At 41.7% G+C, this 19228-nt stretch carries 24 protein-coding genes and 1 tRNA gene; 12 read left to right on the top strand and 13 right to left on the bottom strand.

All coding sequences use genetic code 11. The features are described from left to right. Window positions 1–777 (top strand): phosphonate metabolism protein PhnP, encoded by a 777-nt coding sequence (gene phnP / locus AC2UZJ_RS09995; RefSeq protein ID WP_486950008.1) that lies wholly within the window; start codon window positions 1–3, stop codon window positions 775–777. Here phnP and AC2UZJ_RS09990 read toward each other — a convergent pair. Together AC2UZJ_RS09990 and AC2UZJ_RS09985 are read right to left on the bottom strand one after the other, a co-directional pair. After that, window positions 774–1190, bottom strand: coding sequence for an Rrf2 family transcriptional regulator (locus AC2UZJ_RS09990; protein WP_486950007.1), 417 nt, complete (start codon window positions 1188–1190; stop codon window positions 774–776). The two genes, phnP and AC2UZJ_RS09990, sit on opposite strands and share 4 nt — an antisense overlap. 68 nt (window positions 1191–1258) lie before the next feature. Beyond that, entirely contained in the window at window positions 1259–2365 is a 1107-nt protein-coding gene (locus tag AC2UZJ_RS09985; protein WP_486950006.1) for a GGDEF domain-containing protein, read from the bottom strand. Between the two features lie 148 nt (window positions 2366–2513). Between AC2UZJ_RS09985 and AC2UZJ_RS09980 the strand changes: the two genes are divergently transcribed. The 3 genes from AC2UZJ_RS09980 (at window position 2514) to AC2UZJ_RS09970 (ending at window position 3614) form a co-directional block, all read left to right on the top strand. Beyond that, window positions 2514–2699: a hypothetical protein gene (locus AC2UZJ_RS09980; protein WP_486950005.1), complete on the top strand. Its 186-nt coding sequence runs from the start codon at window positions 2514–2516 to the stop codon at window positions 2697–2699. Then, on the top strand, window positions 2692–2856 hold the full coding sequence (locus AC2UZJ_RS09975; protein WP_486950004.1) for a hypothetical protein: 165 nt from the start codon (window positions 2692–2694) through the stop codon (window positions 2854–2856). Before AC2UZJ_RS09980 ends, AC2UZJ_RS09975 begins: the two co-directional genes overlap by 8 nt. 104 nt (window positions 2857–2960) lie before the next feature. Then, a complete protein-coding gene (locus AC2UZJ_RS09970; protein WP_486950003.1) occupies window positions 2961–3614 on the top strand; it encodes a peroxiredoxin in 654 nt (217 codons plus the stop codon). A gap of 90 nt (window positions 3615–3704) precedes the next feature. Here the strand turns inward: AC2UZJ_RS09970 and AC2UZJ_RS09965 are convergent, their stop codons facing one another. The 5 genes from AC2UZJ_RS09965 to AC2UZJ_RS09945 form a co-directional block, all read right to left on the bottom strand. Continuing rightward, window positions 3705–4463 (bottom strand): iron ABC transporter ATP-binding protein, encoded by a 759-nt coding sequence (locus AC2UZJ_RS09965; protein WP_486950002.1) that lies wholly within the window; start codon window positions 4461–4463, stop codon window positions 3705–3707. 3 nt (window positions 4464–4466) lie between these two features. Next, a complete protein-coding gene (locus tag AC2UZJ_RS09960; protein ID WP_486950001.1) occupies window positions 4467–5423 on the bottom strand; it encodes an iron chelate uptake ABC transporter family permease subunit in 957 nt (318 codons plus the stop codon). Beyond that, window positions 5414–6403 carry an ABC transporter permease gene (locus AC2UZJ_RS09955; protein ID WP_486950000.1) on the bottom strand — a complete coding sequence of 330 codons (990 nt, stop codon included), beginning with the start codon at window positions 6401–6403 and terminating at the stop codon, window positions 5414–5416. The genes AC2UZJ_RS09960 and AC2UZJ_RS09955 overlap by 10 nt, the downstream gene beginning before the upstream one ends. A 16-nt stretch (window positions 6404–6419) precedes the next feature. After that, the gene (locus AC2UZJ_RS09950) at window positions 6420–7358 is read right to left on the bottom strand and encodes a siderophore ABC transporter substrate-binding protein (RefSeq protein ID WP_486949999.1); all 939 of its coding nucleotides are present in this window, start codon (window positions 7356–7358) and stop codon (window positions 6420–6422) included. A gap of 137 nt (window positions 7359–7495) precedes the next feature. Further along, entirely contained in the window at window positions 7496–8659 is a 1164-nt protein-coding gene (locus AC2UZJ_RS09945) for a linear amide C-N hydrolase (protein ID WP_486949998.1), read from the bottom strand. A 37-nt stretch (window positions 8660–8696) separates the two neighbouring features. On the opposite strand from AC2UZJ_RS09945, the gene AC2UZJ_RS09940 reads away from it, so the two are divergent. Then, window positions 8697–8918, top strand: coding sequence for a hypothetical protein (locus AC2UZJ_RS09940; protein ID WP_486949997.1), 222 nt, complete (start codon window positions 8697–8699; stop codon window positions 8916–8918). Window positions 8919–8979: 61 nt separating this feature from the next. After that, window positions 8980–9222 carry a DUF2798 domain-containing protein gene (locus tag AC2UZJ_RS09935; protein WP_486949996.1) on the top strand — a complete coding sequence of 81 codons (243 nt, stop codon included), beginning with the start codon at window positions 8980–8982 and terminating at the stop codon, window positions 9220–9222. On the opposite strand, the gene AC2UZJ_RS09930 is transcribed toward AC2UZJ_RS09935, so the two are convergent. Continuing rightward, window positions 9219–10127 (bottom strand): LysR family transcriptional regulator, encoded by a 909-nt coding sequence (locus AC2UZJ_RS09930; RefSeq protein ID WP_486949995.1) that lies wholly within the window; start codon window positions 10125–10127, stop codon window positions 9219–9221. The two genes, AC2UZJ_RS09935 and AC2UZJ_RS09930, sit on opposite strands and share 4 nt — an antisense overlap. Window positions 10128–10261: 134 nt before the next feature. On the opposite strand from AC2UZJ_RS09930, the gene AC2UZJ_RS09925 reads away from it, so the two are divergent. The 3 genes from AC2UZJ_RS09925 (at window position 10262) to AC2UZJ_RS09915 (ending at window position 12659) form a co-directional block, all read left to right on the top strand. Further along, complete coding sequence (locus AC2UZJ_RS09925; RefSeq protein ID WP_486949994.1) at window positions 10262–10975, top strand: pirin family protein; 714 nt, start codon at window positions 10262–10264, stop codon at window positions 10973–10975. A 52-nt stretch (window positions 10976–11027) separates the two neighbouring features. Then, window positions 11028–11966 (top strand): pirin family protein, encoded by a 939-nt coding sequence (locus AC2UZJ_RS09920; RefSeq protein ID WP_486949993.1) that lies wholly within the window; start codon window positions 11028–11030, stop codon window positions 11964–11966. A gap of 84 nt (window positions 11967–12050) precedes the next feature. After that, window positions 12051–12659, top strand: a complete 609-nt coding sequence (locus tag AC2UZJ_RS09915; RefSeq protein WP_486949992.1) for a nitroreductase family protein — start codon at window positions 12051–12053, stop codon at window positions 12657–12659. On the opposite strand, the gene AC2UZJ_RS09910 is transcribed toward AC2UZJ_RS09915, so the two are convergent. Next, a complete protein-coding gene (locus AC2UZJ_RS09910; RefSeq protein ID WP_486949991.1) occupies window positions 12660–13469 on the bottom strand; it encodes a thioesterase family protein in 810 nt (269 codons plus the stop codon). 56 nt (window positions 13470–13525) lie between these two features. Next, window positions 13526–15763 carry a UvrD-helicase domain-containing protein gene (locus AC2UZJ_RS09905; protein ID WP_486949990.1) on the bottom strand — a complete coding sequence of 746 codons (2238 nt, stop codon included), beginning with the start codon at window positions 15761–15763 and terminating at the stop codon, window positions 13526–13528. 227 nt (window positions 15764–15990) lie between these two features. Here AC2UZJ_RS09905 and AC2UZJ_RS09900 point away from each other — a divergent pair, with 227 nt between their 5' ends. From AC2UZJ_RS09900 to AC2UZJ_RS09890, 3 genes are all read left to right on the top strand, one after another. Continuing rightward, window positions 15991–16914: an alpha/beta fold hydrolase gene (locus tag AC2UZJ_RS09900; RefSeq protein WP_486949989.1), complete on the top strand. Its 924-nt coding sequence runs from the start codon at window positions 15991–15993 to the stop codon at window positions 16912–16914. A gap of 159 nt (window positions 16915–17073) precedes the next feature. After that, complete coding sequence (locus AC2UZJ_RS09895) at window positions 17074–17673, top strand: flagellar basal body-associated FliL family protein (RefSeq protein WP_486949988.1); 600 nt, start codon at window positions 17074–17076, stop codon at window positions 17671–17673. 7 nt (window positions 17674–17680) lie between these two features. Beyond that, the gene (locus AC2UZJ_RS09890) at window positions 17681–17983 is read left to right on the top strand and encodes a YkgJ family cysteine cluster protein (RefSeq protein ID WP_486949987.1); all 303 of its coding nucleotides are present in this window, start codon (window positions 17681–17683) and stop codon (window positions 17981–17983) included. 76 nt (window positions 17984–18059) lie between these two features. On the opposite strand, the gene AC2UZJ_RS09885 is transcribed toward AC2UZJ_RS09890, so the two are convergent. From AC2UZJ_RS09885 to AC2UZJ_RS09875, 3 genes are all read right to left on the bottom strand, one after another. After that, window positions 18060–18136 (bottom strand) — tRNA-Met (locus AC2UZJ_RS09885). Between the two features lie 99 nt (window positions 18137–18235). After that, window positions 18236–18631, bottom strand: coding sequence for a GGDEF domain-containing protein (locus tag AC2UZJ_RS09880; protein ID WP_486949986.1), 396 nt, complete (start codon window positions 18629–18631; stop codon window positions 18236–18238). A 12-nt stretch (window positions 18632–18643) separates the two neighbouring features. Further along, entirely contained in the window at window positions 18644–19105 is a 462-nt protein-coding gene (locus tag AC2UZJ_RS09875) for a hypothetical protein (protein WP_486949985.1), read from the bottom strand. Window positions 19106–19228 lie beyond the last annotated feature (123 nt).

Below are 19228 nucleotides of genomic sequence, written 5' to 3'. Positions count from 1 at the left end.
ATGAGCTTTAAGTTAACTTTTTTAGGTACAGGAGATTCAGCGCAGCTACCCGTTTATAATTGCTCGTGTCCTGCTTGCACTTTAGCACAACAAAACGAGAAATTTAAACGTCGACCTTGTAGTGCCGTATTAATTTTAGAGGAGCAGCAGTGGCTCATTGACAGTGGTCGTATGGACTTATGTGAGCTGTTTCCAGCTCCCAGTTTAGATGGGATCTTACAAACGCATTATCATGCGGATCATGCTCAAGGTTTACTGCATTTGCGCTGGGGTGTGAATTTATCTATACCGGTGTGGGGGCCCGATGATCCAGTAGGCTTTGCTGATCTCTATAAGCACCCGGGTATTTTAGATTTTTCCCGACCTTGGCAAGCATTTGAGACACGCATGATTCAAGATACCGCTATTACTGCAGTCCCTTTAAATCACTCCAGGCCTTGTTTTGGTTATGTAATAGAAAAAGAGTCATTTTGTCTTGCTTATTTAACCGATACGGTGGGTTTACCTGCAAGTACGTATGAATGGTTAAAGACGAAAAAAATGAATTACTGCATTGTGGATTGCTCTTTTCCTCCGCAACCCACCACACCACGCAACCATAATGATGTAAATAGTGCCTTAGCCATGTGTACAGGCTTAGCCATAGATCAATTACTTTTTACTCATATTGGCCATGAAATGGATGCATGGCTTATTGAAAATAAACACCACCTTCCAGATCATGTGGCTATTGCTTATGATGGGATGGAAATCACAGCAAAAAATTTAGCTGTTTAATACACTTTCAAAGATTGTTCATTCAGTTGAATATCTTCTAGGGTATATGTTTTAAGTACATCTAAAAAAGCTTTTTTGGCTTCATGAAGTGCTTTCTTTAATTTGCACTGGGGGGCAATAACACAGTTATTGTTGGAGCCAAAACACTCCACTATTTCTAAGGGTTCTAACGCCTCAACGAGTATACCTATATTAATATCTCGAGGCGCTTGCCCCAGTTTGACGCCTCCGCCTTTACCACGTACCCCTTGTAAATACCCCCTTTGAGTTAGGTTGGCTACCACTTTAGCTACGTGATTACGTGAAATTTGGTAGAAATCACTGATTTCTGTGATATTTACTAAACGCTCATTGTTCTTTTGCGTATAAAGCAAAATGCGAATGGCATAGTCAGTTTGTAAGGTTAGCTGCATAAACGTTTTGAGGCTTCATAAAGGAGAAATTTCATAGTGCAATACACTATTATAGAATGACATTCCCATTATCCGCTTGCTACCACGCAATTACGCCCCTTTCTTTTTGCTATATAAAGTCGTTCATCGGCGCGTTTTATGGCGTCTTTTATTGTTTCTTGCGCGCGTAACATGCTGATACCTTGACTGACACTAATGTGAAAAGGCGCACCCTCCAAGGTATGGAAAGTTAGATTTTCTGTGATGAGCCGAATTCTTTCTGCTTCAGCCATCACCGCTTCTTTATTGATATTAACGATGATAACGAGAAATTCCTCACCGCCATAACGACAAATCATTTCATTTTCTTGGGCTTCGTCTTTTAACATGCCAGCAAATCCGCGTAAAACCTGATCGCCTACGGAGTGGCCGTGTGTATCGTTAATCTGTTTAAATTTATCTAAATCAAGCAGTACTATCGCTGTGCTAGGGCGAGGAGTTTGCTGTTCAATTTGCATCGTATGCCGATCTAGGGCAACTCGATTTAATAAGCCTGTTAATGGATCATGCGTTGCTTGCCTATAAAGACGAAGTAATAAACTCAGGTGAAAATGATTACTGGTCATAACCACACTGAGTAAGGCAAATAGCAGCCAAAGGTTTTGTAGGCTTTGAGCGCCAAAAGGGGATCCAGTAATAAAACCCGACAGTAATTGTAAGAGCAGTAACCCAGAGCCTAAAGTCAATGACTCGAGTAAAGTAAATGGAAAAATACTGAGCATTCCCACCAGTAAAAAGGGAATGAAGCTATAACCTATTAATGAATGGGGAATAATAAAAGAGAGGCTAATGAGCACCACGGCATAAAACAACGCAGGTAAAGCTAAGGTCATCCCACTTAAAAATAAATTCATTTTAGTGGATGCATTCGTCTTTTTACTAGCCCATAGGGTGAGCAAAAGCCCTATAAACATAACTCCTCGGGCTGGTAAAACCACATTAAACGCTTGTTTAGGGAGTAAAAACCAATCAAAAACAGCCCAAAAAGGGGTTAGGAGCACAAAGATTAAACAAATAGTCGCTAAGCGCGTGCGCAGGTATTCGCTGCGGGCAAAAATGAAGTCTTTGGAATGATATCGACTCGATAGTGTATCTCGCACAGCACTCACAATATTGTTAATTGTTGTTTTAAACATAGAAGTAATCACTGCAAATCATAGTAAAAGTCTACCCGTAGCTTAACTTAATCATCACCGCAATGCCCACATCATTTCTATTATTATATAAAAACGTATAATGATATTTGGCAGCATAAAAATGAGTAATAAACGAATAGGAGTTCTTATGTCTATGAAACAATTAACTGAAGCTGAAATAAAGGCGCTCCATACGGCCCTAGATGATGAGTATTTATCATGGACTACGTATGATCAGGTGATTCGAGATTTTGGTGAGGTTGCCAATGGTGATATGTATGATGAGCTTTTTAAAGCCACCAACAGAGAAGATATTTTTACAGGTGTTGCGTAACTTACAACAGGCATTCTTAGAACGTCACTTACCCGCTTTTCAGCGCTGTGTTGCCCGCGGTGAAGAGGGCGGCGGTAGGGGTGGCCAAGGGCTGGGGAAAGGTCGAGGTCAAGGCCAGGGCAGAGGGCAGGGTGGTGGTAGGCGGGGTCAAGCATAAGGCGTTATAGCAGGAGACTATTAGTGTAATAGATAAATAGAATTTAACTAATTGATGTTATCTTGTTACATTGAATTATCAAACAAACAACGAGGAAAAAGAATATGCAAACAACAGATACTATGGTCTATGGTTTACCCCGTCTAAATGAGCGAGCCCCTGATTTCAACGCACCTACTACAGACGGTAATAAGAGTTTAGATGACTACAAAGGTAAATGGTTGGTGCTGTTCTCTCATCCGGCTGACTTCACGCCAGTGTGTATCACTGAATTTATTGCTTTTGCTGAAATGGCACCGGAGTTCAATAAACGTAATTGTGAGTTATTAGGTTTATCTATAGATAGCAGTCATTCCCACATTGCATGGATGCGCAACATCAAAGAGAAGTTTGGTGTAGATATTCCTTTTCCCATTATTGCGGATTTGAAAATGGATGTAGCACGTGCTTACGGCATGATTCACCCAGGCGCTGATGATACTTCAGCTGTTCGCGCTACTTTCATGATTGATCCAGAAGGCATATTGCGCGCGATGGTGTATTACCCAGTGAGCAATGGTCGTTCCATTCCTGAGTTCATCCGTATGCTAGATGCCATGCAAACTAGTGATGAGCACAATGTGGCCACACCTGAAGGCTGGCAGCCTGGTGATCGTGTGATTGTTCCACCAGCAGCAACAGCCGCTGAAGCGAATAAACGTATGGAGTCCGGTGAATACGAGTGTGTAGATTTTTACTACTGCACAAAACAGCTATAAAAGCTAGGAATTAACCGCTTGGTTTTATAATTATTAACGGTTTTAGGTTATAGGCCTCATTATCAAAATTGATGGTGAGGCCTTTTTTGTTTAACGAAAATAAACACAAATTCGCTGCCCATCTAACTCATGCACCTGCATAGGAATTTCATAAAGATCGCTTAACACCTCACTACATATAATTTCCTCAGTTGTGCCTTGATAGGCTAATTGGCCACGTCGCATAGCCACAATCTGATCGGCATAGCAAGAGGCAAAGTTGATATCGTGCAGTACTACCACTATGGTTTTCCCTTTTTCATCTGCTGCACGGCGTAGTAATTGCATCATGCCTACTGCATGGTGTATGTCAATATTATTCAGGGGCTCATCGAGCAGCACATAATGCGTGTCTTGGCATAACACCATGGCCACATAGGCGCGTTGGCGTTGTCCACCCGACAGCTCATCCAAATGTCTATGTTGGTATTCACCCAGCTCCAGATAATGAATGGCATCATTTATATGCTGTTGATCCTCCGCGGTTAAACGTCCTGCAGAGTGAGGAAAACGACCAAAAGCAACCAAATCCCGAACGGTTAGCCGCAAGGTGGATTCGTTATGTTGGCGTAGTATGGCTAAACGTTTAGCCAGTTCAGGCCCGGGAGTACGAGTCACATCCAAGCCATCAATTTCCACACTGCCTGCGCTCATGGGCGTTAGGCGGCTTATCATCGATAATAAGGTGGATTTACCTGCGCCGTTGGGACCAATAATGGCGGTCAGTCCACCTTCGGCGATTTGTAGATTCACGCCATCCACGACTAATGTATTTTGATATTTTTTGCTTACTGCATGCGTTTCAATCATCGTTTATTTGGCTCCACGTAATAGCAATACAATAAATAACACACCACCACACAGCTCGATCACCATGGCTAACGGCAAACTAGAACTAAGTAGATGCTCAAACACCACCTGGCCGCCTACGAGGAAAACAATGCCCGCTAGTACGCTGGTGGGTAAGGTCCAACGATGTAGATGACTACCCGTTAACCAATACGCCACATTTGCTACCAGCAAACCAAAAAACAGCATAGGCCCCACCAGAGCCGTACTAATGGAAATTAATACGCAGATCAGTAACATCATCCACGTCACAGTTTTCGTGTAGGGAATGCCCAGATTAATCGCCACATCACGGCCTAAGTTCAGCACATCTAGCTGGCGACGCCAATGAAATAACAACGCGCTGCATAAAATAGCACCTATCCCACCGATCCATAACAACTTGAGATTAATACGATTAAAATTGGCGATGCCACTGCCTTGTTGTATGGAAAACTCGCTAGGGTCAAACACACGTAAGGCTAAATCGGCTAATTCACGAAATAACAAGCCACCCACTATCCCCAATAAGATAAGCATATGCAGGCCGCGTACCGAATCGTTAAATAGTAGACGAAATAGCAGTAATGCAATGGCTACCATTGTGGCCACTTCAACGATAAATCGAAGCTCCATAGGTACAGCAGCGCCGTACTTAGTACTCCAAAATAGTAAAGCGATGGCATGCACTAATACATACAACACATCAAAGCCCATGAGTGATGGCGTTAAAATGCGATTATGGGTAATGGATTGGAATACCACCGTGGCTAAGCCCATGGTGACTGCCACAAGCACCATACCAAGCAAGCGGCTACCTCTATAGGGCACAATAAAACCCCATTCACTTTGTACATTGAGCGTCATAAAACTCACCATGCTGAGCAAAGCCAACACTGCCGTGATGCCGACGAGTAATTTACCGCGTGTAGTTAAGCCCATTGCTTGCGCCCTCGTAATAAAATAACCAAAAAGACGAGGCTACCGGCGATAGCAAGTATATTTGCAGAAGGGATTTCATAAGGATGAATTAAAAGCCTACCGAGTAAATCAGCGGCTAACATGAGCGCTGAACCGGCTAATGCCACCAAGGGAATAGCTCTACGCAAATTATCGCCTGTAATGAAACGAATGACATTAGGCACGATCAAACCAATAAAGGGTAGGGCGCCTGTAATAACAACTACGCTGGCGCTAATCATGGCTATCAGCAATATGCCTACCGCTAATAGTCCTTGATAGTTCACGCCTACATTGGTGGCAAAATCTTTTCCCATGCCAATCACTGTAAAACGATCAGCCAAAAATAGAGCGAGTAGCGTGATGCCTGCAGCCACCCAAAGCAGTTCGTAACGACCCCGTAAAATAGCGGAGAAATCACCACTGTTCCACGATCTAAGTGCTTGGGTTAGCTCAAATTGATGCGCTAATAGCTGATTGCCTGCGCTAATTACACCCGCCAGCACCAATCCTATTAAAGGTACTAGTAGTGCTGAACGTAAAGGGATGCGTTTAAGCACCGATAAAAAGAGTAGGGTGCCTAGCACAGCAAAAATTGTCACCACACTAAACTTAAGCCATAAGACCATACCGGGTGCAGCAAGTGTGCAGAGCAAGAGGCCAAGCGTAGCTGCATCCACGGTGCCAACCATAGAAGGATCAACCAATCGATTACGAGCTAGCATTTGCAAAATTAACCCCGACACTGCTAAAGCCGCTCCCGCTAAAATTAAGGCCAAGGTACGCGGCCACCGGCTTACAAATAGCAACTGCGTTACCCTATCATCAGGTTGTGTAAACAAGTGCAGCAACTTCATACGGCTGGCACCTACATTTAAACTGATAATAGACAGTACAAAAACAAGTAGTATGAAGCCGAATAACCACCAGAATAAACGGGGTTGTGCAGGGGAAGACGTCATGTTTTGCATTGATTTTTTATTTAGCAAACACCTGCAACAAATGATCCACACTGGTTTGCATAACGCCTAAACCACTGTTATCTAATAAATACCAGCTAACAGGGTCAAGATAAACGATTTGCCCCTTGGCACCGGCCTTTGTGGCTGCCACTAACTCGTTATCCATCATTTGCTGTGATGCCACCCCTTCGCGACCAATGGCTGCATCTCGGTCCATGACAAATAACCAGTCAGGATTCGCTTCTAACAAAAACTCATACGACACGGCTTGACCATGCCTACCGACTTTCAAATCGGCCACGGCAGGCTGAACGCCAAACACATCATTGATCATGCCAAACCGTGTCCCCATGCCAAACGCACTCATTTTGCCACCAGTGGTCAGTAAGGTTAATCCTGTGCCTTGATCAGCACTTAAAGTCTGCAACTCTTGCACTGAGTTTTGCAATTTTTCCGTTAACGCATGGGATTGTTCTTCACGATCAAAAATTTGACCTAAAATTTCCGTATTACGAACTACGCTATTTAGCATATCGCTTGGGTCAGGGGTGAGGTCAAGGGTAGGGCCGTATTTACTCACTTCGTTATATTTCCCACCCGCGCGGCGCCCCAAAATAATTAAATCGGGTTTAAGGTTTTGTAGTGCTTCATAATCAGGCTCAAATAATGTCCCTACTTTTACAAAACGATCGTCCGCATATTGTTCTAACATTGGCGGTAGGACGTTAGAATTGGGGATGCCTTGGGCTTCAAGCCCTAACACTGCCATGGTGTCTAAGGTAGACCAATCGAGTACCGCCACAGTTTTAGGGTGTTTTTGTACTTGAGTTTCTCCTTGGGCATGTTTAATAGTTAATAGCTCTTCTGCTTGTACTGATAAGGCGGCACTGGCTAGGAGTAGACTTAGTACCGAAGGGAGTACTCGAAAAACGGTGGATAAGTTCAAACGCATCATGAATTCCTTGAGTGATTAGAGATGAGAATGATATATGATATGCGAATGATTCTTATTTGCAAGTATAGTTTTAAATTTACTGATTAAAAAAAACGCTCCTTGATATAGAGCGCTTTTTTTGTGAAGCTTCTAAGCGTTTATTTTGCTGCCAGTAGCGCCTGATTGCCTGCCGTCATTTCTACCGGAATCTTATCTAACTTGATGGATTTCTTCTCTTTTTCATTCGCTAAAGCCGCCAAATCGAAATTAATATAATTCATGTTAGCGTAGCTGCGTACACTGAACTGTAATTGACGCAGGTCTGACAAGGCGGTCCAAGACGTATATTCCGTTGTGTACACGGGATGACCTTCCACACCGGGTGCAGTGATGTTGGCTATTTCACCGGTGAAACGATTATCCATGGTGATACCACGCGGGCGGTCAAAGTTATTCATCACATGTGCTAAGGTGCTAAGGGCTTTCTCAGGAGTCTTAGCTTTTTCAGCAAATTGAGAATAATAAACAGCGCGCACAAATCGGCCCACGGAAGTGTTTGAGGCCGGTAGAGCAACGGTGGCAATGCCTGAGTCGGGTTGTTCGAAATGCACGCCATTAAGTTCAAGCTTAGACTGATCTTTATTATTCAAAAAGGTGTAATTATTGAGATTGGTCATGTGCCAAGCAAATTCAGGACCATTAGTCATCACACCAATCGGATTATCAATCACGTTTTGTTCGCCGTTAGAGAATTCAATAACTAGAGAGTCACCATTAGCGTCGTGTAGCGTATAATGAAAAGGAGTTTTCAATATACCCAGCGGTAATAAGGCTGTGACTAATACCGGCTGTTCTTCAAGCGCGGCTTTAACTTCTTTTACACTACCAAACTGAGATAAAGCCCAAGCTCCCAAATCAATGGCTGCTAGCACATCAGTGGTTTTTTTCAGCATATCTTTAGGGCCTTCAGTGCTAGCATAAGCAAGCACACTAAAACTGAGCCCTTGATCATTCAAACCTTCCACAACTTTTAGATCTTTAGTGATTGGATCAGGAACGGTCAATGACATAAAACCAAATTTACTCTGAAAATTTAAAGCAGCTTGATCGTCGGCTTTAGAGCTAAAATCTGTTCCTTTAGGAAAGTAAGTCGCCTCATAGGGTAGTTCCATAGGCAGCTCCATGGTTCTACCGGCATAAGGCGCGCCGTTGGCATCGGTATAGAGTAATGAAGTACAAGCATGAGCGATACTCGGTAATGCAATGGCTCCTGCCATTACGCTTGCCATGAGAGTTCGTGTCAATGTATTAGCTTTAAACATTTGAAAGTCCTTGTTAATCAATAAACTGAGTGAATAAATGACTGAAATAGAAAGGCTCTTAGAAGACACAGTAAAAACCTTACGTGCTGAGCAGGAAAAGCGGGAGCAAAAAATGCTAAACGATATCGCTCGACGGGAAAAAATAATGTTAATGGTTTTAGAAAAAAGAGAAAGTGAACAAAATAAAAGTAATCAACAAATAATGGAAAAGCTACAAGCCTTATCAGAACGCCTCACTCACATTGAACAGCGTAAATAGTAACGATTTATAGAGCAATGTAATAATTGAATAATTTATTTTAGGAATATTAGGAGTTTGTATGACAATAATTGATCGATTCTGCTTCCCATTTTTTATGGCATTATTTATGTCGTGCATCATGTCATTTGTGTTGACAGTGATTTATATGGGGTTTGTGGATGGTCTCTTATTAGAATGGCTTTATTCATGGGGTATTGCTTTTTTAATTGCTTTTCCTACGGCAACTTTAGTTGCTCCTTTAGTTGCAAAAATTTGCCATTTTTTGAAAAACAACAGCACAAAACAACACAAAAGCTTTTAAAGCTGATCCCAATACGGATTATCCCCAAAACGTTTTGCAATAAAGTCTATTAAGTACCGGCAACGTTGAGATAAAAAACGGTTTTTTGGGTAAACGGCGTAGGCATTTATGGTGGGGAATTGATACTGCTGTAACAAGGGGACTAATTCACCACGCGCCAAGGTTTGATAAGCGATAAACGTGGGCATATAAGTAATACCATGCCCTTTTACCGCCATATCAACTAAAAACTCACCATTTGTGGCTTTTATTTTTGAACTGGTTACTACAGTGTGTTTTTTTCCTTGGGGGTCAGTCAGTCTTAGCGTACTTTGCTTACTCAATCCGTATTGTAAAAACTTATGGTTTTCTAAGTCTTCTGCGGTTTTAGGCGTCCCCATTTTGCTTAAATACTCGGGACTAGCACAGAGTACAAAACGAATCAGCGCCAAACGTTTAGCTTGATAACTTGAATCTTGTAGCTCGCCAATGCGAATAGCAAGTTCATAGCCTTCTTCTACCAAATCAATATACCGATCAGAAAAATCCAGCTCAAAGTCTAAATTAGGATGCTGGTTCGCGTATTCATGAATGATTTCATTCAGATGCATCAAGCCGAATGATAGCGGTGCGGTCATTCTTAATGTGCCTTCAACGCGCGTAGGTGAGCCACTGGTTTGCTCATTTAACGCGTCGACCTTACTTAAAATACTGTTTGCACGTTGATAGTAGTATTCACCCGCTTCCGTTAAATTTGATTGTCTAGTCGTTCGGCTTAATAACTGACTATCTAGACGCGTTTCTAGCGCTTTGAGGCGTCGACTCACCGCAGATTTTGCGATATCTAATTGTTCGGCTGCTTTGGTGATACTGCCAGCATCCACAATACGTACAAACAACGCCATATCTTCTAGTTGTCCCATCATTGTTCTCCAAATTAGAACTATTATTTGTAATTATTGCGGTTTGTCTATGAGTGGTCAACAGTTAAGATATCTTTATCGTTTAGAGTTAACAAAATAACAAAACAATAAAAATAACAAGTTGAGGATATCTTATTATGAAAACAATTTATCATGCTGCCAATTCTCGTGGTACTGCAAATCATGGCTGGTTAAAAAGCAACCATACCTTTAGTTTTGCTAACTATTACGACCCTGATCGCATGGGGTTTGGTGCGTTACGGGTAATTAATGATGACCAGGTGCTTGGTGGCCAAGGTTTTGGTGTACACCCGCACCGGGATATGGAAATCATCAGTATCCCTTTATCCGGTAAGCTTAGCCATGGCGATAGCATAGGCAATAAAGGGGTAATAGAAACCGGTGAAATCCAAGTGATGTCTGCAGGTACGGGTATTACGCATTCTGAAATGAATGGCGATGCCACTGAGCCAGTAAAGTTTTTACAAATTTGGGTAATTCCAAATAAGATGAATGTAGCACCTCGTTATCAGCAGGTGAGCTTGGCAGATATTATGCAGCCTAATCAGTTTAATCAGGTACTTTCGTCTAATCCGGACGATGCGGGGGTATGGATTCATCAAAATGCTTGGTTTAGTCTAGGTGAGTTTGATGCGGGTCTAACGCCAAGCTATCAGCTTCGCGATGCAAGCAATGGTGTGTATGTGTTTGTGATTGGCGGTCAAGTTGTGGTGAATGGTCAAACCCTAGATACCCGAGATGGTTTAGGGATATGGAATACAGAGGATATCACCATGGATATAGTAGAGAAAGCACATGTGTTATTAATGGAAGTTCCACTAAGCATTTAATATCTAGTATCTGGTATCTAGTATCTAGATACCAGTACATAAAGCAAAAACCATGAGTATTCAAACCTTAAAACCACGCTTGGCAGATGTAGGTGGCATACCTATTGCCAGACTATTACCCAATAAAGGCAAGCAGCCGATCGGCGCATGGTGTTTTTTAGATCACATAGGTCCCGCTAGCTTTGCTAGAGAAGAGTCAGGTATGCAAGTAGGTAGTCATCCTCATACTAATCTACAAACATTTACGTGGGTCTTGGAAGGCGAAATATTGCATAAAGACAGCTTAGGCAATGAGCAAATTATTAGCAAAAACCAAGTCAATTTGATGACAGCAGGCACCGGGCCCACGCAAGGCATTAGTCATACCGAGCAAAGTGCTTTTGCGAATGCAGGCGGTTCTGCTGAGGCCGGACGGGATTTACATGGAGTGCAGTTATGGATAGCGTTGCCCAGTGATCAAGACATTGAGGCGAGCTTCTATCATTATCCTGAATTACCGAGTTGGACTGAAGGAGATGTAGCTCTCACTTTAACCACTGGCAGCTACACTACGGCCTCAGGAGAGAGTCACACGGCACCCACATTGCAATATTCAAAGCTGGTAGGTATTGATGTGCATTTTTTAGCAGATGCTAGCATCACTCTAAGTTTAGAAACGGGTTTTGAGTATGGTGTATTAGTTGTGCAGGGAGCTTTAGATTTTGCTGATCAGAGTTATCAACAAGATGAATTACTGCGTTTTGACGAAGCTGATATTAGCGATCAAAAAAGCATAAAAATTACGGCCAAAAAAGGTACCCGATTGATGTTCCTTGGTGGTGAGCCCTTAAGACAAAAGGTATTGCTATGGTGGAATTTTGTTGCTGATAACAAGGCTGAAATTGAGCAATCTATTCTTGATTGGAATAATTACCACCCGCGTTTTGGGGAGGTTGATTCTGATCTCAAACGTTTGGTGGCGCCTCCGTTACCCGCAGGCTTCAAAGAATAAGTAAATTAATAAACTAATTAACCGTTAACCATTAACCATTAATCATTAACATATATCAATATTTAATATTTAAGAATAATTATTATGTCTAAATTACAAACATTACAACAAGTTGCTGAAACCCGTCGTTCCATTTATGCGCTGAACGATCAATTACCGGTATCTAAAGAAGAGCTTTTAAAAGTGGTTGAGCATGCGATTTTGCATACGCCCTCTGCTTTTAACTCACAGTCTTCACGTATTATTGTTTTATTTGGTGATGAACATCAAAAACTATGGCAAATCACTGAAGACACACTACGTAGTATCGTTAATGATGAAGAGAGGTTTGTACCTACTCAGCAAAAAATTGATGGCTTTAAAGCCGGAGCAGGTACTATTCTCTTCTTTGAAGACCAAAGCGTAGTCAAAGCTTTACAAGAGCAAGCCCCACTCTATGCTGATAAATTCCCTTCTTGGTCAGATCACACCAGTGGTATGCACCAATATGTACTCTGGACTGCTTTAGCGAGTTTAAATATTGGTGCTAACTTGCAACACTATAACCCGGTGATTGACGAGCAAGTAGCCAGCACGTGGGAAGTGGATGCAAATTGGAGCTTAGTGGCACAAATGGTATTTGGTGGCATTGCGCAGCCTGCTGGTGAAAAAACTTTTGAGCCAATTGAAAAGCGTTTGAAAGTGTTTGGTTAATTACTCAACCTTCCTTAAGGTTAAAATTTGCTCACTGCGGCCAAAAGGCCCTTGAGTATCATGCAATATGGCGCTGGTGAGACCTATACCATCAGCGCCATATTGCTGTACAGCTTCTAAACCTAACCATTTACCCGTGGGGTAGCGGTGCATATGAATTTGCAAGTCCAGATTTGGAAATCCCCATGCGATTTCCTTTTGCTGCCTAGCTGCGATGCCATTAGCGGCATCCACCATCCCCATAAGGTGAGAAAAATCACTGGTTGTTTGACTATCCAGCATTTCTTTGTCATTAGTTAACCACACGATCCCTTTTCCTGCACGATGATTTTCATCAGTTTTTGCTATAAGGCTTTCAACATAGGCACCGGGCCAATGTTTCAAACCATCCCAGTACTTTAAGCTGTCGGGGTGAGAAACCGGCTGATCTTCTAGACCGGCTATTTCTTTACTGTCTTGAACACGCATTCGCCACGCTCTAGCGACCACACATATTCTGTTATTCGCTTGCATTTCTGCTTCCAGCAATTCTATGGTTTTTCCTGGCCGAATAATACGCGTTGTGATGGTGAACTCACCTGCAGGAATCAGACCAAAAATATCAAAACTCAGACGAGCTAAACGCATATCAGAGCGGGGTGAAAAAGCATCTAATTCAGTAGCTATGATGCCACTGACTGGGCCCATGTGTTGTTCATGTGGATTCCAGGCACCTTGTGCGTGATGGGTAGAGCGGTAATGCGCTTTAACTACAGTACCCTTATCCTTGTGTTCAGTTTTTTTATCTATTAATTGGTAATATGAACCCATCACTCTTTCCTTGTCGTATTTAATTTATGAAGCTATTAATCTAGTAGAGTATCTCACTATTGAGCGCTTTTTTTCAAGAATGGCGGCGCTACATGAATTTCATAATCTGCCGCAAGCAGTTCATCTACAAATGCAGAAGGTGCTGTAGAATCGGCAATAATATACGATTTTTTCTTGGCTCTTGTGAGCGCCACATAGAATAAGCGTCTTTCTTCCGAGTGCGGAAAGTTATCTAAGCTAGGTAATAAGGCTTCTAGCAGCGCATCATTGCTACTTTGATTAGGGAAACCTACCTTACCCTTAAAAAAACCAAGTAAAATACAATAGTCGGCCTCTAAACCTTTAGCACCATGAAAGGTCCAGTAGTTCATATTTTCCCTATATTTAGTAGCAATGTATGTTTGTGTATTTTTTAAAAGGTATCGATAACGTGCCAGTACAGCGATAGAGCCTGTAGGATCATGTTTACGAATGGTCTCTATCACTTGCAAGGCACGCTGTTCGATCTTATTTTCATTTTCTTTGGTGCGGCTATCTAGCAGATAAATCTGAGGTTCAGAAACCTGATGATGGGTTTTTATATGTTTTTTAAATTGCTGGGGATTTTGCATTACAAAATGGCCTGCCACTTCCGCAATGTTATTGTTATAGCGAAAGGTTTTTTGCAGCATGGTTTTCGTATTAGAGCCTACTAACGTATCGAACTGCGTAGTGAGCTCGAGCTTACCACCAGCAAAGCGATAGATCGCTTGCCAATCATCGCCTACGGCAGTTAGATGTGGCTTTGGCCCAAAGTTAATTAACGATTTAATTAACTCCATCCTAGCACCAGAAATATCTTGAAATTCATCAATTAATATATGTTGCCAAACAGGGGTGAACTGTTGGGTCTGTAGGGTCTTTATAGAGCGAAGAATCATATCATCAAAATCAATGGTTTCTTGGCGTAAAAGCTCTGCTTTATAAGCCTCAACTATTTCCCATAAAAAAGCCGCTTGTTTCTTGGCTTTATTAACTTTTGCTAATTGCAGTCTTTCTAAGATGCTTTCGGGGTTAAGTTGCTCGGTACGAATGGCCTGTAAGCACTTCAGGTAGAGTTGCACACCTTCTAAAATAAAACCATTTTTGTTGAGAGTTTGAAAAACTTCCTCACTGGGTTTAGGTGCCGTTTTAATACCTGTTTTTTTTATTATGAAACTCAATCTTTTCTCTAGTCTAGCTTCATCTCCCTTGAAATGCCGTGGTTTTATGAAGTATGTATTTTGATTATTCCCATCTAGTAAATGAAAATTAGCCGTATTATGAATACCGATTTTTGTGCCTTCTTTTGTTGAAATAAGACGTGGTTTGTAGCGGTAGTTAACGGAGTGCAAAAATAACCAATTTGCTATAAATAATTCTTCATAACTATCTACTTTTTCGTTTTGTAAGGTACGAAGTTCGTTGTCACGTATGTACTTTTGGTATTCACTTTCATTTTGAAAATTAAAAGGATTGGTGGGTTTTGTAGAAACTTCAATAAAACTAAGTAAGGTTTTTGAGTCGGTTTTTAATCGTTCAGTAAGCCAGTTTGAAAGCCATATTTCACGTTTCAAAGAATCATTGACGAATACAGAGAGGTAGGTAGGGAGTTGCGCTTGTTGCAGTATCATGCGACCTAAAGCATGAAAAGTCATGATGTGGGGTTTGCTTTTCATCTCTAGACCTAACTGCTGTGCACGCTGGCTAAGTCGTTCTCTAAGTTCTTGGGCTGCGGCGGTGTTATAAGCTAGTACAAGAATATCGGTAGCAGAGGCCTTGTTACTATCAATTAAATCCAGCACTTTAGCCACGATCACCGAGGTTTTCCCCGTGCCTGCTGCCGCTAATACTAGATTACGATCATTATTTCGTATGACAGCTAGACGTTGTTCTTCGGTAAGTGGATTTGATTCGACTTGATCGTGAAAATGTTGACGTTTATCTAAAGTGGTTTTTTCATAGTGTGCTCTTAATTTATCTACATGTTGCTCAATAGGCGTATACCGCACAATTTGCTCTACTTGATAGACTGTGATGACGTCAAGAACTTCATGCCACTTTGATTTTTCTCTTAAATAACACGTTATAAATGGATTAATTTGTTGAGCTAAAAGAGAAATAGAGGAGTCTCTTAAGTAGTTTTCAATCGCTAGTTGATTAAATATCTGTATTATTTTTTTAGCCTGTTGAGCTGACATTTCAGTGGTATTACCCGAAAAACGCTTTGTGGTAGGGGTGCGCCATTTAGCTAGAAATAAGTAAAAAGATTTCATCAGCTCAGTATAGACTCAGTAATACAGATTGTTTCTAGCTACAATGATGATTTTGTCCGGATTTATATAGAAAGTTTTGATGTGGTTACGTATAGGATATGTATTTGGCAGTTTTTTCTTGTGAGAGCTAATTTTAATCGTTAGACTCGTGAAGGGAGCGGAGAAAAATAAATTAATTAATCATTTCTCCGTTTCGTTTTCGTCAATCATAAACGAAGGAGATTTAAATGACGACGTACACCTTCCAAACGCTTGCTACTTTGACCGCATCAGTTGTTTTTGCTTTTTCAGCTGTAGGGCAAGCTCAAGCGGTAGAAGCTTCAACTCTACCAGAGCTTCAATTTTCTGAAATACCCAAAGAATCTCAGAGCAACTACACAGGTGACCGCTGGAGTTATATGGAGGCAGGTTCCGCAGAGGCTCCTCCTATTATCTTTTTGCACGGGGTGGGTGCAAATTCCATGCATTGGCGTCATCAATATAATGGGCTTAGTGATGATTTTCGAGTTATAGGTTGGAATGCGCCAGGCTATATGCTTACAGATGGTTTTAAATCAGAGCGGCCTAGCTGCAAAGATTATGCCGATAGCTTAAAAGATTTTCTTAAATCTTTAGAGTTAGAGCGCGTGAATATTGTGGGTAATTCGTTTGGAAGTCGCGTCGCCCAATGTTTTGGTATGCATTATCCCGAGCAAGTAATTAGAATGGCCTTTACTGGAACAGGCCTTGGGCGAAACGTTCCTGAGGAAGAAGTGAATAAAATAATGGTGCAGCGACGGGCCCAAGTATCCAGTGGAGGATACGGTTTCGGCGAGCGGGTAAATGCGTTATTAGGGCCTAATGCTACTCCTGAAACTGTTGAAGAAGTACGTCATGTATTGCGCGCGACGAATCCGGAAGGGTTTCTGGGAGGTATAGGGCTAGGTCTTGATTCCTCTTATCAACCAGAGCTTTCCGGCCCTAAACTGACGTTTCCTGTTTTGTTGATCCATGGCGATGTGGATCGTGTGAATTCTCTTGAAGGGGCCGAGGCGGTTTTAGAGTATTTGCCTAATGGTCGCCTTGAGGTTTTTAAAGATATTGGTCATCTTCCTGAGGTAGAGTTGCCTGAGCAAGTTAATAATTTATTGAGAGAACACTTTCAGCAATAATTAATGATGTGTTTTTTAACAATGAGTGTAGGGTGAGCTTCCATCACCTCTACACTCATTGTTTGCTTAATGCTTTTTCAAAAAACTTCCTCTAATCTTTGACGAATTTTATTTACAGTTAAAAATACCTTTTTCTTATGCGTTTCTAGAAAAACAATTATGCCTACATTTAAATCTATGCCTAGGGCGAAAACAGGCCGTAATGCGAGTAATAATACGGAACAAGTTTCTTTATCTAAACAGCCAGCCAAGCGATTTAGTTTTAAACGGATTCTTATGCTGCTTTTACTTATTGTTATTGTGATGTTAATGAGCATAGGAACTACCATTTATTTTACATGGCCCGCGAGTGCTGAGTTTATGGGTTTAGGCATAAATTCGCAAAAAAATGTAATAGAGCCTATTGAAAAAGAAGCAAGGTCAGTACCCATACCTTCAGAAAAACCGTTGTTTTTTACATTAGAGCCTTTTACAGCAACTATTACTGATGGATCGCGCTCACGTATTATTCACGTGGCTATTACTCCGCAAGTAGCGGATGAAGCTTCTTTGAAGTTGCTAGAGAACTATAAACCTCTTGTACGTGATCGGATTTTACGTATTCTTTCCGAGCAAAATTCCGTACATGTACAAACACCTGAAGGGCGTCAGCAGCTAGTTGATTCTTTATTAAATTCGTTAAGTCAATCCTACGATAATAGCCCTTTAACTACTCCTCGTATTCAAGACTTGTTTTTTACGGCTTTTGTGATTCAATAATTATTTTATGAGCACCATCCCTATCAAAAATATTCTCAAAAACGAAATCAGTTGCACAAACTGTAAAGCGTATTGTTGTCGTTTAGAGGTTTTGCTCATCAGTGATACGGGAGTACCCGATGAGCATATCGCCGTAGATAAGTGGGGTTCAGAAACCATGTTGCGTTTAGAAGATGGCTGGTGCTCAGCCATAGACCGTAGCACCTTTATGTGCACTATTTACGAAAATCGTCCGTGGATTTGTAGAGAATTTGAAATGGGGTCTTACGAGTGCAGAGAAGAAAGGGACGCGAATAGCCACTGTTTGTAACCCTTGTAGGGGGTGGGGCCATGCCTGCAAAAACAAAAAAAGCCCCGAATAAATTAATATTCGAGGCTTTCAAATTTGGTTGCGGGAGCTGGATTTGAACCAACGACCTTCGGGTTATGAGCCCGACGAGCTACCATGCTGCTCCATCCCGCGTCAGAAGTATTAATATAGCCTACCTATAAAAATAAAGCAAGTGCTATTACGCTAATTGCTTTAATTCTTACGTTTTATAGCGTGGTTTGCGTGTTGCCTTTACGCACTTAATCCATCAGACGACCACATGCGTACGCAGTTACGGTTGTCTGCCTTTGCTTGATATAAGGCCTCATCGGCACAGATAAGTAACTTGTGTAGGTTATAGCCTGCCTGGGTTGCGGTAGCAATCCCAATACTAGAGGTTACGCAAATTGATAGCTCACGTTTACTACGGCACGCTAGTTCTTGCAGAACATTCAAAGCGAGTTCGTTTATCTCTGGAAGACTTTTGGCCATAAAGAGCATAACAAATTCTTCACCACCGAGACGAGCATAATAGCCCTGTTCAGCTATAACATCTTTTAACACCTGAGCAAAGAGTTTCAATACTTGATCACCAATATCATGTCCATATTGATCATTAATTTTTTTAAAATTATCTAGATCACACATTAACAAAGCCACTTATTTTTGTTGATTAACTGCTTTTTGGATAGTGATGGGAGCCTGATCAAATAATGCGCGTCGGTTGGGGATTTGGGTTAGGCTATCTTGTAGGGCGGCTAGCTTGTGCTGATACTCCTCTCGGCCGCGTACTAGCATTAAGGTGGTAAAACTTAGACAGATGAACATAATCATCGCTACGAAAAGGGTGATTTCCGCATCGGGATCCAGTGACCAAAATTGAAAATCGCCAACGGTTAAGGCTAATCTATAGTTATAAAAAAGGATAATGCCAATTAACACCATAGTCAGAGGCAAGGTTGTCTGGGAGTTTTTTCGCCAAAACGGTTGAATTTCTCTTAGGGCAAAGAGTAAATAAAAGGTAGCGATGAGAGTGAAGGCAAGCACACGCCAGACGGGCTCTACTGTAAAGTTGGGCCATAATAGGCACAGTAAAACCCAAAGGACAGGAGCTAAAAGCATCCAGTCCCAATTTGAACTGACCCCAAGAAGTTGGACACCCTTCCAACCTTTTGGGGTTTTTCTATGGCTAAATATAGTGCAGAACTTAAGCTATATCTTGTAAAAAGTTATGCGTCAGGGCAG

This window comes from Paenalcaligenes sp. DL 309 (assembly GCF_057475285.1).
The sequence above is the reverse complement of the archived record's forward strand: the minus strand, read 5'-3'. Positions and strand labels throughout refer to the sequence as shown.

What these genes read in the sequence shown, in the direction of transcription:
- AC2UZJ_RS09950 (WP_486949999.1), bottom strand. Translation starts at nt 7,358, where the DNA reads ATGATGCGTTTGAACTTATCCACCGTTTTTCGAGTACTCCCTTCGGTA.
- AC2UZJ_RS09920 (WP_486949993.1), top strand. Translation starts at nt 11,028, where the DNA reads ATGAGTATTCAAACCTTAAAACCACGCTTGGCAGATGTAGGTGGCATA.
- AC2UZJ_RS09880 (WP_486949986.1), bottom strand. Translation starts at nt 18,631, where the DNA reads ATGTGTGATCTAGATAATTTTAAAAAAATTAATGATCAATATGGACAT.
- AC2UZJ_RS09925 (WP_486949994.1), top strand. Translation starts at nt 10,262, where the DNA reads ATGAAAACAATTTATCATGCTGCCAATTCTCGTGGTACTGCAAATCAT.
- AC2UZJ_RS09930 (WP_486949995.1), bottom strand. Translation starts at nt 10,127, where the DNA reads ATGATGGGACAACTAGAAGATATGGCGTTGTTTGTACGTATTGTGGAT.
- AC2UZJ_RS09900 (WP_486949989.1), top strand. Translation starts at nt 15,991, where the DNA reads ATGACGACGTACACCTTCCAAACGCTTGCTACTTTGACCGCATCAGTT.
- phnP (WP_486950008.1), top strand. Translation starts at nt 1, where the DNA reads ATGAGCTTTAAGTTAACTTTTTTAGGTACAGGAGATTCAGCGCAGCTA.
- AC2UZJ_RS09955 (WP_486950000.1), bottom strand. Translation starts at nt 6,403, where the DNA reads ATGACGTCTTCCCCTGCACAACCCCGTTTATTCTGGTGGTTATTCGGC.
- AC2UZJ_RS09935 (WP_486949996.1), top strand. Translation starts at nt 8,980, where the DNA reads ATGACAATAATTGATCGATTCTGCTTCCCATTTTTTATGGCATTATTT.
- AC2UZJ_RS09965 (WP_486950002.1), bottom strand. Translation starts at nt 4,463, where the DNA reads ATGATTGAAACGCATGCAGTAAGCAAAAAATATCAAAATACATTAGTC.
- AC2UZJ_RS09910 (WP_486949991.1), bottom strand. Translation starts at nt 13,469, where the DNA reads ATGGGTTCATATTACCAATTAATAGATAAAAAAACTGAACACAAGGAT.
- AC2UZJ_RS09980 (WP_486950005.1), top strand. Translation starts at nt 2,514, where the DNA reads ATGTCTATGAAACAATTAACTGAAGCTGAAATAAAGGCGCTCCATACG.
- AC2UZJ_RS09970 (WP_486950003.1), top strand. Translation starts at nt 2,961, where the DNA reads ATGCAAACAACAGATACTATGGTCTATGGTTTACCCCGTCTAAATGAG.
- AC2UZJ_RS09875 (WP_486949985.1), bottom strand. Translation starts at nt 19,105, where the DNA reads ATGCTTTTAGCTCCTGTCCTTTGGGTTTTACTGTGCCTATTATGGCCC.
- AC2UZJ_RS09985 (WP_486950006.1), bottom strand. Translation starts at nt 2,365, where the DNA reads ATGTTTAAAACAACAATTAACAATATTGTGAGTGCTGTGCGAGATACA.
- AC2UZJ_RS09905 (WP_486949990.1), bottom strand. Translation starts at nt 15,763, where the DNA reads ATGAAATCTTTTTACTTATTTCTAGCTAAATGGCGCACCCCTACCACA.
- AC2UZJ_RS09990 (WP_486950007.1), bottom strand. Translation starts at nt 1,190, where the DNA reads ATGCAGCTAACCTTACAAACTGACTATGCCATTCGCATTTTGCTTTAT.
- AC2UZJ_RS09945 (WP_486949998.1), bottom strand. Translation starts at nt 8,659, where the DNA reads ATGTTTAAAGCTAATACATTGACACGAACTCTCATGGCAAGCGTAATG.
- AC2UZJ_RS09915 (WP_486949992.1), top strand. Translation starts at nt 12,051, where the DNA reads ATGTCTAAATTACAAACATTACAACAAGTTGCTGAAACCCGTCGTTCC.
- AC2UZJ_RS09960 (WP_486950001.1), bottom strand. Translation starts at nt 5,423, where the DNA reads ATGGGCTTAACTACACGCGGTAAATTACTCGTCGGCATCACGGCAGTG.
- AC2UZJ_RS09940 (WP_486949997.1), top strand. Translation starts at nt 8,697, where the DNA reads ATGACTGAAATAGAAAGGCTCTTAGAAGACACAGTAAAAACCTTACGT.
- AC2UZJ_RS09895 (WP_486949988.1), top strand. Translation starts at nt 17,074, where the DNA reads ATGCCTACATTTAAATCTATGCCTAGGGCGAAAACAGGCCGTAATGCG.
- AC2UZJ_RS09890 (WP_486949987.1), top strand. Translation starts at nt 17,681, where the DNA reads ATGAGCACCATCCCTATCAAAAATATTCTCAAAAACGAAATCAGTTGC.